This window comes from Kordiimonas sp. (genome assembly GCF_048260245.1).
Lineage (GTDB): Bacteria > Pseudomonadota > Alphaproteobacteria > Sphingomonadales > Kordiimonadaceae > Kordiimonas.
Genome location: NZ_JBLXGZ010000054.1, coordinates 1 through 15,165, shown reverse-complemented (window position 1 = coordinate 15,165; position 15,165 = coordinate 1). Strand labels below are relative to the sequence as shown.

Below are 15,165 nucleotides of genomic sequence, written 5' to 3'. Positions count from 1 at the left end.
ATAATATCCAAAAATGATGAGCCAAACACTCACATCATAAAGCGCTCAAACTGAGACAAATGTTCTGACGACGGACATGATTCTGTTTTCGGTGATTTTTTTGCTGAACGTGCCGTTGCTTTCCAACGCGCGGAGGGTAGATAAACATTGCCACAGATTGGAAGTACGTGAGCGAAATTCATCGAGTAATTTATGCTCTGCGAGCAGAATTTTTCTAAGGGCAATCTCCGCGCGGCCAAAGCTAGCCAGGGAGATGGGTTTGCGTCGTGACTTTTCCTGCGTCTGAAACTTGTAAATCGTGAGAACACTTGCCGCGGCGGTTGCGAGGTATAAGTTCTCGACGTGGGGTGCCAACTCAGTCCCTGTAGGAATATCAGTTGTGAGGAGGTGCATCCAAGCCTTTACGTAATCCTGAAACTTTTCTTCATTTCGATCCTTGAAAGTATCCGGCCGTGTAACCAGTTCGGAGGCATTGAGAGCGTTTATGAGTTCTGCGCAAAACTGTGACAGGATGGGATATTCTGGATATGAGTTGCCGATCCACTTGAGACAATCCATTAAGCGCCCGGTGTTTTCCTCCTGAAGAACAAAAGCAAGATCATGGATTAGCATTAGTCAACCTCAGTGTTGTCGCCGAACGCGGTGGGAATAGTTAGGTGAGGCTTTGAAGGCGCATCTTTTCTCATAAATAGGGCTTTGATTGGCGTCGTCGCAGTCGTATTGAAAATGGCCTGTGCGACAGCATCAGCAGTGGCGATAGATCGAATACGATCATCACTGGCGCTAGGATATATGGCTAGTGAGATCTGCAACCGATCCATAAAATCCACCGGAACAAAGTCCAAAAGACGGGCGATAGAAAAACCACTGAAGTACGGTACGACAGTGGGGCGAGCCTCGCTGATTTTAGGTTTCCGCGCGACGCATATTGGCTTTTCAATGATCACCGACTGGAGCAGATTAAAGTCTTTGAAAAGCCAACTAGGTGGCGGGTCATTGTCCACAAGAGCGCGCAAGTGACCTTGAACGACGGGATGAAGGGTGAAGCTGAAGTGCTTAGCCACAACCGTTGTAATCTTTAGAGGCTTCTGTATGTACTTTTTGCGTTTATGGGCCATCGCTTACTCCTTGCCTTAAGCCAACATGGCAGACGAGTTAGTAAGTTCTGGAGGCTTTTTTTACGGAGGGAGTGGCAGCGAGTTTGTCAGTCTGTCCCTAGTGTAGGACCAACCCTGCGGTCGACTGCCAAATACACTTGAATTCGGCAGGTTCGCACGCTTCAAGGGGGCATGGAAAAGGGGGCTACAAAGCAGCCCCCATAAGGTTCGATGTATTGATGGATAAGCTTTTATTGGCCAGCCCACTGTGTGAATAGCCTTTAGATTTTTAGTTACCTTTCTTGGTAAAATTGAGCCAAGGAGTGAGCTAGTCCCGCCGCGTGGTCGGCTGGTCGATGCAGTCTTGCATACATATGGATCGGGTCTTGAGCGCGCTTCTGTCGCCTTTCGAGTTCGAACGACAGCAAAATTGGAAAGTCCAAGGTGTTTATAAAACTAGTGGCTATTCAAACCTATAAAGGCCGCGTGTTTGACTCATGCTGAGGGTTGGGCGGCATGTTCGTGCAGTCGGAAAAATTCGTCGAGCGACATGGGGGCTGTATCGGTTACATTGTCGTATATGGGCAGGAGATGAGCCCACACCACTTGGCGCTAGGCGCAGATGAATATGGCGCTATGCGGCATTGATGCCGCCATCCGCTGGAACAATGAGAGCAGTTTCCGTCGTAACGAGCTGCAGGACCTGAAGGCCGCTTTCATCATCGCCAACCAGCACTTCAATATCAGTGGTTGGGCGGGAATAAGCTGCGCGAAAATCGGCGCTAGGCCATCGGCCTGCCACCAGTGGGGTATTACCACGGCAAAATGAAAACTGGTCATGGCTAGCCCGATGGCCGCTCAACGCATTCCACTTTTGAAGCTCTCTATTATTGGGGGTGTTACCAGATCAGTCCGGCATTGGGGCATAACACTATGAAATTAAGTGATTTCTTGTATTAAATATCAAATCGTATTGACGACAGGATTGGAATTTTCCAGTCTACACGCTATACGTTTATTGATTCATATTTAGGCGATTGGGGCTAGTAATCGTGATTAAGGGTTTTTGCTGTGCATTGGCACGGGCGTTTGTGCTTGTGTCAGTGGTGGGGACTTGTTTGTCTGCGACATTTGCGCGGGCAGACCCTCAGGACGATATCTCCTATGAATATGATACGCTTGGCCGGCTCGTGCGGGAGACGCACGGGTTTGATAAGACCTATAGCTACACTTATGACGCAGCTGGGAACCGTACCAAACATATAGTTGAAGGTTCACTGCCACTTGTGCGGCTATGGAGAACAGCCGGCTTGGAAGCGACGGGTGTGCCCGAAAGAAACAATGGCCGGATGTATTTCACTGTTTGGCGGGTTGGCGCCTCCAATCAGGATTTGACAGTCCAATATGAGACTTTTGAATGTACGCCAAATGAGGCCAATGCTGGCCACTGTTCAATGGACAATCTGGCTGAGCCTGGCGTGGATTACACGCCGACAACAGGGTCCGTGACCATTCCTGCGAGCAATACGGACGGTGTTGGTGTGACCTTTGTGGTGCAGACACTGCCGGATGATCGGGTGGAGGATGATAAATATCTTTATGTGCGTCTGAAAGAACAGGGCCTTGTGGGGGCTCGTCTTGACCCTGAAAAGCGGCATGCTCCGGGCCGACTTCGGGATATCGATGGAGATACTGTCAGGTTTCAGGTTTCATCTGCCTCACGTGAAGAAGGCACGGCCCTTCTCTTCAATGTGCGCAAGATCGGTAACGCCAAAGCGCCATATACGGTAAAGATCCGCACCACTGCGGGTACCGCTATTCCGGGTGAAGATTATGTTTCTATCGATCAAGAGTTGACGTTTCCTGCCAACGGGGAAGGATCGGCGGCAAACGCAGTTGAGCAATTGGTAAAAGTAGAAACGCTTCCAGATCGCGTTTACGAAGGCGCGGAGCAGTTTGGTATTGAGCTCTACGAACCATCAAGCGGTGCCGTGTTGGAGCTGGACGGCACGATAGACCGTTCCAAGGGCATCGGCACAATCCAGGATGCTGGTGATCTACCAATGTTGTCTCTTGGTAACGACGGTATGTATGAGGGAGATAGTGGAGAAAGTTGGGGAGTCCCAAGCTATTGGTTTAGCAATGCTTTCACGGTTCCGGTCACGATAAAGTACGATATCGTTCTCGGTAATGACGGCAAAACATCGGGAACCTCAATATTCGCGGATGCTGATGATCTCAGAAGTACTACGGCCTATAGCGGTACGATTGTGGTTCCTCCCACGGCTGGCCCAAATGGCTCTGACAGTGACCTGTCAGGGGTGATACGAGTTTGGATTAGGGGTGATACGAAAGCAGAAAAGCACGAGAAGCTGTATGTGCGGGTGCAGGATTCAGGACTGAAAAATGCTCGAAACAACCCGGCGCGGACAAAAGGCGGTGTTCAGGAGGCTGTGGTCACCATCTGGAACGATGACAATGTTGACAAACCGATTTTTGCGATCAGTAGCGCAGAGGCAACTGAAGGAGACAATATCGAGATCAAGGTCAGGCGTCGGGGAAACATGTCGGCGAGTGCTACCGTAAAGGTCAAATTGGCGACCTCAGCTTCAGCATCATCCAACCCGGACAATGTTTCTCGCCGCCTCGCAACGGTGGGGGAAGACTTTACTTTTCCGGCCGCTGGAAAAAGTGAGAGGTTTAGTTCTGGTGAAGCGGAGTGGACCATAAAAATTCCCACAATCGCCACCAGCCCAAACATTTATGAAGGAACGGAATGGTTTTATCTTGATATTTCTTCTGATGACGACGTTGCTTTTGGCCGGCGACAGGCTTGGGGCCGTATCTTAGAAGCTTCGGCCCCATTAGCATCAATAGCGTCAGGCGCGGTCGCCGAAGAGAAGGACGGCCAGATCTGTTTTGATGTTTCGATCTCACAAGCAATTGATAATATTAGCGAGGTTGGGTATGCGACCATCGGTGGCACAGCCGATTATGTCCCCAAGACCGGTACGATCACTTTCCCGGCTGGAGCGCTGACGCCTAGCGCTCCTCCTTGCATCCAGTTTCGGGACGATGTGAAAGAAGACGGGAATAAGACCGTCGAGCTTGCGATCTTCGAAACTGCAGGGGCAATTAGCGTACCAAATGGCCGCGCCACCTCGGTTGGAACGATTGTTGATGATGCGGCTGACGCGAGCAACATGCGGGTGTCGGTGGACGCGGGTGGCGCCGCCATGGAGGGGTCTGGTGGTACCGTGGTCAGGTTAACGCCCGAGGGCGGAATCATCACACAGGCTTCTGCCGGAGGCGTGATGGGCCTGGCCCTGCTGTCTGGTGCGGGCGTCGACGTGCATGAATATACGCTTGAGGTAGTCCCAGGTTCTGCTGAAGCAGACACAGACTATAAAGCCAAGTCGATGACCATCGGTTTTTTGCCGATGGGGGATGAGGTCCATGTCCCCCTTGAGGTGATTGATGACCTGATCAATGAAGCGAATGAAGACCTTGTGGTGCGGCTGACGCCAGTCTCCAGTGGCGACATCACAGGCGGGGATGCATCCTTTGTGATTCTGGATGATGACCCCGGCCCTGTGTTCAGTGTTGAGGATGTGAGCACTTCAGAAGGCAACCTGATCGCTTTCACGGTGAACAAAACCGGCGAGAATGAGACAACAACAAGTGTTGTGTATGAGACGATTGACGGCACGGCAATATCGGGGGAAGACTATGTGGCCTCCTCGGGCATTCTGACATTTGCGCCGGGTGAGAGTAGCAAAACGCTGGTGATCTCCGGTGTTGATGACGCTGCGTTTGAGCTGGATGAAGCCTTTACGTTGAGGTTAAGTGAAGCCACAGGTGGCGCGGCGATTGAACGGACGCAGGCTACAGCCAGCATCGCTGACAATGATACAGGCCCGATCTTCAGCGTCACTGATGCCAGAGGGCTTGAGGGTGAGACGTTAGAGTTCTATGTCTTCCTTGATAAACCTTCCCTCTTTGAACAGCGGGTTCACTTTAACACGCAGGATGGAACAGCTGCGGACAGGAGCGATTATCAAGGCTTGAGCGGCGAGTTGGTGTTCGCCCCTGGGGAAACGGAACAAACTGTTTCTATTGCGACCTTTGATGATAATGAGGACGGCGCCGGGCAGGAGCGAGACTTTACGGTTATTTTGTCCGATCCTGCTGGAGGATCCCGTCTCGGCGATACCAGTGGTCAGGGGGTTATCAAAGATCATGGAGTAGGGGCCAATTCAGTCTATTTTGTGCCCGCTGGTAGCAGTGTACACATCTCTATGGCTGGCGGGGCCGGTGGCGGGGATGGTGTTGGCACGGTGGCTGGGCATGGTGGTGTCGGTGTTTTTGAACTGACCGCGCAGCAAGGTTTTTATCTGCGCAGGCGTGCAGCAATGCAGGGCGCTGCGGATGCGGAATATGACGCAATTCGAGGCGACCCCACGGGCGGAGCGGCTGGGAAGCCCGGTAAAGCCGGGCAGGGTGGTGGTGCTTCTGCTCTGGCGATATCCGCAGATAATCATATATGGATTCCCGTTGCGATTGTTGGCGGCGGCGGCGGTGGCGGCGGCGAAAGTGATCTGGGCGGCGGTGGCGGTGGTCTAGGCATGAGTGGCGCTAATTACGAGACAAACGACAGAGCTGGACAAAGCGCTACGATAAGTAACCCTGGCGTGGGAGGGGAGTATAGTGCGACGCTCGCAGGTTCAGGCGGTGCACCGGGTGAGGATGGGGAGGTGGCGGAAGACGCACATAACTCCCTTGCTAGCGGAATACCTGACTTCCTGATAGGTGGTGGTGGCGCCGGTCATAACAGAGGCTCCGGCGGCGGCGGCGCGGGTTATTACGGCGGTGGCGGTGGTAATAATAGGTCCCCCGGCGGTGGCGGTTCAGGTTACTGGAATGAATCTGGCTGGTTAGAGATAGCGGGCGTGGTACCAACCATTATTGAGAATACGACCGGGGGCAACGCCGGTGATGGCTATGTCATCTTTGGGGAAGTGGATTCCTCAGGTGCGGATGCCGACATCCCTGCCGAGCTCGACAGTAGCGGGAGCATTGCAGTATCAAGCGTTGCCTTGACAGAAGGCAACCAAATGATGTTTGCCGTTTACCGTGAGACGGCAATGGAAGCCGCATCGATTGACTATTTTGTTGACCTCACTGCATCGGTGGCTTCGGCCGATGATTTCGATGGCTCCATAAACGGTACATTGACCCTTGCAGCCGGACAGAGAAGCGGCCTGATTGTTATTAGTTCGGCTGAAGATACCGTCAGCGAGGGCGATGAAAGCTTTCATTTGAGGCTGACGCTCCCGGATCCTTCTCAGGGCACGATATTTAACCGTGTTGTGCAAGGCACTATACTGGATGATGACCTGCCGGTGAGTTTTGCTGTCTCCGTAGACAAGGTTACCCTGACCGAAGGGGACAAGGCGGTCGTTACGCTTGTTAAGGAGCAGGCATCTGAAAATACCATTTTTCTTGACTACCAGACTATGGCCTCAACGGCTGTGCCGGGTGCTGATTACGAAGAGCTCGGCGATACTTTGGTGTTTGAACCAAACGAAATGGCCAAAACCATCTTGGTTGAAACTGTTGACGACAATGTCTTTGGCGACGGTGGTGCGTTTAGCCTGCATTTAACGCAAGACGCCGAAGGTAGTGAGGTCATACCGGCTATCCAGTTCAACGTATTGGACAATGAGGCGTCGCCCCAGTTTAGTGCTACGGACGCCAAGGCATTTGAAGGTGATCCGCTTCAGTTTACCGTCCAGGCTTCTTCTGCGTCAACGGTGGACCTACAGATAGACTATGCAGTGGTAGATGGAACAGCGCTATTAGGGCAGGACTATGATGGCTCTATAATGGCTGTATCGGGGTCTGTAACTTTGCCCGCTGGCGCGGTTGTGGCGCCCGTTCAGATCGCCACCATTGATGATACGGCGCCAAACTCCCCCTTGACACTCGGATTTGCCATCACCGGTGTCCCCGATGGCCTTGAGACAAAAGAAGCAGAGGCTACCGGCACAATTCTGGACAATGAACCGCCTACCTTGGGTTTTGTCGAGCAGCAGGCATCAGTGGTGCCGGGAGAGGTGATTCGATTTGAGGTGAACAGTCTCCACCCAAGGGATAAGGCCTACAGTATTGATTATAGCACGACAGACGGTACGGCGGTCGCCGGGGTTAACTATGTCGCGCAAACGGGTACCCTGACCTTTGCGCCGGGCGATACAGGTAAATTCATATATGTTCCGACCATAGACACAGGCGTGCCTGGGGTTGGCGTTGATTTCACCGTATCACTCACGAGTCCTTCCGGGGGAGCATCGATCGGGAATGACGTGGCAACAGGCGATATTAGTTGGCCGGTTGGGCAGGTGATCTTCGATACACCGGGTAGTTATAACTGGGTAGTGCCCGATAATGTCACGAGCGTCAGCGCGGTGTGTGTTGGCGGCGGTGGCGGTGGTGGTTACCAAAATGTTGGGCAATGGCGTTCCGGTGGTGGCGGCGGCCTTGGTTGGCGCAATGCTATCAGCGTTGTTCCGGGGCAGACATTGACAGTTGTCGTGGGAGCGGCGGGTGTTGGCCCCGTCAAGAGTGTGGGACAAGGCCACGGCGGGGATAGTTACTTCAAGGATATGGAAACATGCGTTGGGTTTGGCGGCAAAACCGGTGCGAATGGCCAAAGTGCATCATATGTTGGTGATGGCGGTGGTGAAGGGGGGATTTCTCAGGAGCGCACCGATGGCCGGATGGGCGGTTCTGGGGCCGGTGGATACACCGGACAGGGTGGCCGCGGAAGTTACCTGGAAGGTGCAGCGCCTGCCGAGGCGGGTTACGGCGGTGCTGGCGGCGGCGGCGGAGACTGGACCGGCGGTGGTGGTGTTGGCCTGTATGGAATGGGGTCTTCAGGCCATGGTGGAGGCCAAGGGGGCTCGGGTGGTGGAGATGGTTCACGCGATTCGGGCGGTAATTTTGGCGGCGGTGCGGCGTATGGAAACAGTTCAACAGCTGGCGGTGTTGGCGCGGTACGCATCGTGTGGGGTGTCGGGCGTTCCTTCCCGAACAATGCTGGCATGGACGCCGGAGTTGATGTGCCTGTAGAACCCGGGACAGGTGCGACCGAACCCGCGGCAGGCGAAATTATCTTTGATGCACCGGGCACGTACAATTGGGTTGCGCCGAGACATGTCACAAGAGTTAGTGCTGTATGCGTTGGCGGCGGCGGCGGCGGTGGGCGGGTTATTGGTCTAGGTTGGCTTTCCGGTGGTGGCGGCGCACTGGCTTGGCGCAACGGCATCGCAGTTGTACCCGGGCAGGGGTACACGGTCAAAGTGGGCGCTGGCGGCAAAGGTTATAATGGCAATGGTGCTAGTAGTTACTTCGTTGGTCTCTCCGTTCTTCTAGCGCAAGGTGGCCTTAGCGAAAACCTTTCAGGCGGCATCACGGAGACACACGGCAGCCCTGGCGCCGCAACCTTTGTTGGCGACGGCGGCGGCAAGGGGGGGCTGGGCAAATGGTCCACATATGACTGGGCCTCTCTCGGTGCCGGTGGTGCGGGTGGTTACACCGGTAGGGGTGGTGAAGGTATCAGGGGGCGAGGCTACCCGTTTCATGGTGGTCCAGGTAGTGATGGTTTGGGCGGTGGTGCGGGTGGTGGTGGCGCGGTTTCCGCCGGTAATGGCCATGGTGGCGGCGGCACGGGGTTGTTCGGCCTTGGTGCAAGTGGTGCGGCCGGTACAATCGGCGCTGGTGCCGGTGGTGGCTCCGGTGGTGATGATGGAACCGTGGGCCCCGACGGCGCGGCCTATGGTGGTGGCGGTGCCTACAGCATGAGCACCGAAGGAAAGGGTGGTGGCGGTGCCTGTCGCATCATCTGGGGCGATGGACGCTCCTTCCCGTATAATGCTGGTATGTCGCAGGGCCAATAAGGTTAGGGTGCAACGTAGGCAGTGATTCTCAATATACACCGCTCGGTGGTTTCGAGGCTTTCCGGCTTATTCAGAGTATTTAAATTGATTTTTTAGGCCTCGGGGGGCCCGGACTATGAACAAAATCAGAGTATGTTCTTCCTTTCTAGCGGGCTTGGTATTGGGGCTTGGTGTCGTAACTTCTGCGTGCTCTGCCGATCTTCCGAGCATGAAGATTGGGCGTGCGGACCTTGTGTCGCCCTCTGCCGGAGTATCCTATTATGGAAACGGTACAGGTCACACCTCGGTTCTCAAGTCAGATGTTGCGGTTGAGATTCAGGCTCTCGCTGCAGCTCTTCGCTATGATCCGGACCTGATCTATGCCTACGTGAAGAACAGGATCGAGATTACGCCGCTATTTGGACTACAGAAGGGTGCTCTCGGCGCTTATCTTGATGGCCATGGAACTGCATTCGACCAAGCCCAGCTAATGCTTGATTTGCTTAAAGCTTGCGTTGGGAAAGGTACTGAAGTTACTGAGCCAAAATTTGTCATTGGGACGCTGACGCTTGATGGCACTGAGTTTGAAGACTGGCTCGGGGTTAGTGATGCAGCCGAGACGAGTGTCTTCTTGGGCCAAGCCGGTATTCCTGCGAGTGTGACCGGGGCCGGTGCGTTGTCAGGTGTAACGCTCGTCCATGCCTGGGTTCAGGTCAAGGTCAATGGGGTGAGCATAACTTTCGATCCCGCTTATAAAAAACACCATCGCTATACCGGTGTGCTCGACAGCAATACGTCACTGCCGGGTGTGTCTCTTGAAACGGCAGCCAGCTACTCTAGGGGGGATCTGCTGACAGGGGCGGGCGGAACGGAGGTTACGCCGGATGGTGTCAGCGGTGTTGCGGGCATCTCCTTATCCGCTGTTCGTACCAAGCTGAATGAGTATGCCGACGTGCTTTTGAGCAATATGCAGCTCAATGGTGCCAAATCCCTTGAAGAGTTGATTGGCGGCAAGCGGATCATCGACGAGGAGAATGACGGATCAGGTTGGTCCAGCACAGGCACGTTGTCAGCTTCGATTATTACGAGTGACGTACCGGATGCATATCGGACTAGGCTACGGGTGTGTACGCGGCGGGCCGGCGATAGTACGTGTGGCGGCACGGATCAAGATATCATGGGGTCAAGCGACAACATCAACGCGATTTTCTATGTTGATGAAATCTATGGCCGGAAGCTGGAGCTGACACCCGATATCGGCAAACCCTATTTCACTAACCGTTATGGCTATCCTTATGAAGCCAAAACCTTCACTGCAAGACTGCGGTTGGACGGAAAAGATGTGCCAGTGATGGCAGGCCTGATCGATCCGTCCCATTCAAACCGGAACCACCAGAACTGCGGTGTTGAGGGAGAATGCGGATTGGGCATGAACGGGCGTGCGGGTTGGACTTTGGAGATGGAAGTTGACCATCCCTATGCGGCGAATAGCGGCTCGTATATGGATAGCACGGTACAAACCAAGATTGATGTCCTGACGACGGTTAATATCGTTCACGGTTGGGGGTATGTAGGTGGACAGCTGGCGTCGAAATGGTCGACGGAATATGGCGGCGACGCAAACGCATTGGTCGGACAGAATAGCGACACAATTGAGTTTCAGCAACAGATAAGCCAACAGGATAATACCAAAGCAAAGATTGGTGTCTCTTGGCTTGCGCAGCTAAGCCGGGCAAATAATTTGCTGGAGACTATATCTGGTCGCCATGTACTGCATCACCATTCCGTTGGCGCGGTCTATTCGGAATCGCGTCCGGGTGCAACTGGTCTCGATAATCATGTATATTTTACTGTGGGTGACCAGATTATTCGGTTGGATGTCAGTTCAGGCATGTCGGTACCGGATAGTTCGGTCAACCGGGCGAATGCGATGGCGCAAACTGTGGCGGCAGTTGCGTCTACATTGGAAGGTTCCGTTTTTGAACAGCAGCTTGATGCGGTCGACGTTTCGTCGACAGCGGAACGTTTTGCGTGGGGGGCAGAACAGCTTTCGGCGCCCAAATACCTCAATTTCACAACCGCGCAAAGCGGCTTGGTTGCGGGGCTAATTGACCAAGAAGACAATAATGCGGCGGGCTGTGTGGGATATAGCCTACCCGCTACCCCGGGAAAGTTTGGTGCAGAAAGAATAAGTGATTATCTCAACAACTCCTACAGCGAAGTGTTGACGATCAATGACGAGTTTCTAGGGCCGGGTTACAAGTGTGGCACGTCAGAGAAATGGCCTGGAAAATATGGCTCATACGCTGTTACCGGACAATCTCTGCAGCGCGGGGCAGCGTTTGTTGCGACAAAGGAAGATGCGTTAGGATATGTAGCCGAAGTTGCCCATATAGTCTCCACTAGCGAAGGTGGTTATAAAGGCGGTTCCGGTGCCATTGAGCAGGACAACAAGTATCAGTTTGATCCTGCGAAGGCCGCAGATCTGTTGAAAGACGAGTTTGAGGATCGGTCGGTCGTTCACGGTGTGGATTTGTCGACGGGAGATGTGGCGTGGTCGTCCGGCACCATACTGTCGGTGGGTTCAGGCGGGTTTCCATACGAACTTAGCTTCGAGGTCAAAGCCCATAATGGTGACCAGGTTCCCTCCTCGGTCCCTCCATCGACGGCACACTGGAGCTATATGGCCAACAATAGTATATTCAGCGACAATATGCGCTCAGAAGCAACGATGTCGGGCTCGGCTATGGAAGCAATGGGGGCTTCGCACCCCTGGAATGCGGTAGGTAGCATTGTTGCTCTTTATGCCACCTATGATATGGCTCTAGCGTCATATGAAGTCTCTGGTGCGACAAACAAAATTAGGCGTCGGGTGTTGCTTCCATTTATCAATAGCTGGTGGTCGGACCAGTTATCGGACAATGTGATCTCGGTATCCAGCCCAAGCGGCGGCTTTCAGTTTGTGCGCCTGCCCAACGGCAGTTACAACGCGCCTCTCGGATCATCTGCAAGCCTTGTAAAAGCAGGAGTGCGGCGCAAAGTTCGTGACATCCAGCCTGGAGCCCACTCAATCCCAATGCAAACGCAACGCTGGGTATATGACAATGTCAGCCTGACTGTCACTACGCCGGCAGGTGATGTTCTCCGGTATGATCCTGTCTCTTATATTACCAATACTGACAGCGATCTGAGAGCATATAAACATCTTCTCAAGAGTATTCACTCGCCTTCCGGCTTCGGGGTTGATTTCACCTATGACATCGGCACCACAAATCGTGGTATTCGCCTGAAACAGGTCAAGAACGATCTTAACCGGGAGCTTAACTGGAACTATAATGGTGCTGATGGGTATCAGGTGGTCAGCGTTGACGATGGGCAGAGCCATGCTGTTTCATTCACTGAGCGAAACGGGCTGAGAGGTTTCACCAGCCCCGCAGGCGGTTTCTACGGCTTTGACGGGATTTTCTCGTCATCTGGTAGCCAGACACAGCGGCCTAATAGGGGCTTTCGGCTTGTATCGGTTTACCTACCGGGGGACACAACGCATCCCGCGCTCTCCTACGACTATAACGCGGACTGGCGTGTGGTAGCTGCCAAGGACGCCCTGGGTGTTCGAAATAATCGGCCCGCCTATTATTTCCATGTAGCATCCGGTTTTCGGGGTGAGCGTGTGGCACCATCGGGCAACAGCTATGTTGCCTATTATGGTGGGTTCGACGGGGTAGATACTTACGGTAAAACCACCAATGAGGTTGGAGAAACTGTAACCACAACGTTCGATAGTTGGAGCAGAGTGTCGTCCAGGTTATACCCTGAAGGGAACAGGCATCTGTTCGAGTATGACCTCTACAATAACGTGATAGCTCTATCGAAGGAAAACAAAGCACTAAGCCTGACCCATGGCGCTGCGGCCAGCTATGGCGGGGCGAGGTGCAGTGGCAGCGGCAGCGTGAAGGGCGCTAAAACAAAGCCGTCGAGTGTTACGGATTTCCGCGGCAAGACGACCACGCTTTGTTATACAGCAAATGGTCAGGTTGCCAGGGCGACACAGCCTGCGGTTAATGGTGTTTCAGCGGTGCATGAGTATGCCTACAACGGTGTTGGTCAGGTTGTGCGGAGTGTATCACCGGAAGGTATTGTGACGGTCAATGACTATGACGGGATGGGCAACCTTGTTAAGACGGTATCGAACTGCGGCAATGCGTCGGCGGTGGCAACGAGCCAGTGCCTGACCAGTAACCCCGAAGAACGTCCTGTCACCTCGTATGCGTATGACGCGATTGGTAATATGGTGCAGGTGAACGGCCCGTATGAGCCTGCGCCGGGTGAGGCGGATGATGTTGTCACCACCTTCTATGATACCATGCGCCGTCCTGTCTATCAGGTGGCGGGGGATATCAACCCGGGCACGTCTCTGGGCAACATTGTGTCGGCAATCAAGGGCGCGAAGGTAGGCACCTACACGCACACGGCTTATGATGCCCTTGGTCGCCCAACGGGGGTGACCACCTATGGTTATAACTATAAGAACAACGGGAACGCTATCCCGCTCCCCCCTTCATGGGTGAACAGCGCCTACATGGTTGATGGTGTGCCTTGTTCCGGTTCTGGCAAGGTCTGTGTGACCACCACATCAGGTGGGGGACGTTCGGACTATCGCTATGATGCGCTTGACCGTGTCGAGTATGTGGAGGCCTTTGTTGACGGTAACATAAGCCGCAACCGTACTACTCGCACCGAGTACGATCCGGTGGGCCGGGTGCGCAAGGTCTGGCAGGGCTGGGGCTCCGCAGATGAGATCCGGTATCAGGAATATGGCTATACACCGAATGGCCAGGTCGATTGGGTTGCGGATGCGAACGGTAACAAAACCCAGTATCAGTATGACGGTTTTGACCGCCTTGAGAGGACTTACTTCCCAGATGAGGGCCGAACCCCAAACCCGAGTACCATGGGCAGCCATAACCCGAATGACTTTGAAGAATATCACTATGACGGTAATGGCAACATAGTGGCCAAACGTACCCGCAAAGGGGACTGGATCAAGTCAGAGTATGATGCCTTGAACCGGCTTGACCTGAAGAAGGTGTATCAGGGCGGTAGTTGGTCCGGGAGCATGGTGTCCGGTGGCTCGCTTGAGGCTTCGGTTGACTATAGCTACCTGCTGGATGGCCGGGATGATGTGATCACCCAGATCCCCGGCAGCGGCGGTACCACCGTTCCGTACTTGTCCCTGAACTATGGATATGACAGTGCCGGCCGGCAAACCTCGGAAGAGATCACCCGGTACGATAATGGCGGTGTCATGCTTTATAGCCGCACCGTCGCAACCGAGTTTGACCGGGCCGGCAACCGGGTCCAGCTAACCCTGCCCGGGGTCACTGCGGGCACCCCGTCATACCCCGGGTTGCCGTCAATGGCGATCGACTATGGCTATGACTATCGTGGTTTGTTGACGGATATCAGTGCCGATGGTCAGGTTATTGCCAGCCATAAGTATGACGGTTTTGGTCGCCGCACCGACCTTAGGCGCAAACCCGGCGGCAATAAGGAACTGATCACCAGCTACGCTTATGAGACAGATGGAGCGCTATCGGCGCTTGGGCATGTGTTTGAGCAGGCGGGCAGCTACAGCGTTGACTTTGAGTATCAGCGCAACCTGATGAACCAATTGACCCGTGTTGCCACGCTGAATGAAAAGTATCATCACCCTGTGCTGAACAACCGGGTGGTTACCTATACGCCGGATGGTCTCAACCAGTATGACGAGATCAAGACTGACGGTACGGTTGAGACACTTGAATATGACGATAATGGCTCGCTCACCGCGCAGGGTGACTGGAGCTATTCCTATGACGCCGAGAATCGCCTTGTTTATGCCGAGAACGTGAACCCGGCGGACGCGGCAAGTGTTGTGTATGAATATGGCCCCAAGGGCCGCCGGTTTGCGAAGGTGTTGACGAAGGGCGGCGCCACGACGCGGACAGAATATCTCTATGACGGGGATGAGCCGGTCGCGGACTATCTGATCAAGTCGGGCGGGGACCGCCTGAAAGCGCGGTATATCAATGGCGCTGGCGTTGATGAGCGCCTCGCCCTGATGCAATACAGTGACACGACCGGATCCCGGC

General features: G+C 54.1%; 5 protein-coding genes. 3 read left to right on the top strand and 2 right to left on the bottom strand.

What is annotated here, in order from left to right:
* Positions 1–45 precede the first annotated feature (45 nt).
* Together ACN0VM_RS17345 and ACN0VM_RS17340 are read right to left on the bottom strand one after the other, a co-directional pair.
* On the bottom strand, positions 46–612 hold the full coding sequence (locus ACN0VM_RS17345; protein WP_417452156.1) for a hypothetical protein: 567 nt from the start codon (positions 610–612) through the stop codon (positions 46–48).
* Positions 612–1,118, bottom strand: coding sequence for a hypothetical protein (locus ACN0VM_RS17340; RefSeq protein ID WP_417452155.1), 507 nt, complete (start codon positions 1,116–1,118; stop codon positions 612–614). Before ACN0VM_RS17340 ends, ACN0VM_RS17345 begins: the two co-directional genes overlap by 1 nt.
* A gap of 601 nt (positions 1,119–1,719) precedes the next feature.
* Between ACN0VM_RS17340 and ACN0VM_RS17335 the strand changes: the two genes are divergently transcribed.
* From ACN0VM_RS17335 to ACN0VM_RS17325, 3 genes are all read left to right on the top strand, one after another.
* Positions 1,720–1,926 carry a hypothetical protein gene (locus ACN0VM_RS17335; RefSeq protein WP_417452154.1) on the top strand — a complete coding sequence of 69 codons (207 nt, stop codon included), beginning with the start codon at positions 1,720–1,722 and terminating at the stop codon, positions 1,924–1,926.
* A gap of 289 nt (positions 1,927–2,215) precedes the next feature.
* A complete protein-coding gene (locus ACN0VM_RS17330) occupies positions 2,216–9,055 on the top strand; it encodes a Calx-beta domain-containing protein (protein WP_417452153.1) in 6,840 nt (2,279 codons plus the stop codon).
* 115 nt (positions 9,056–9,170) lie between these two features.
* On the top strand, positions 9,171–15,165 hold a 5,995-nt coding region (locus tag ACN0VM_RS17325; protein WP_417452152.1), incomplete at its 3' end, for an RHS repeat domain-containing protein.

Bases quoted from the DNA above. Each gene is read 5' to 3' on its own strand.
- ACN0VM_RS17340 (WP_417452155.1), bottom strand. From the start codon at position 1,118: ATGGCCCATAAACGCAAAAAGTACATACAGAAGCCTCTAAAGATTACA.
- ACN0VM_RS17335 (WP_417452154.1), top strand. From the start codon at position 1,720: ATGAATATGGCGCTATGCGGCATTGATGCCGCCATCCGCTGGAACAAT.
- ACN0VM_RS17345 (WP_417452156.1), bottom strand. From the start codon at position 612: ATGCTAATCCATGATCTTGCTTTTGTTCTTCAGGAGGAAAACACCGGG.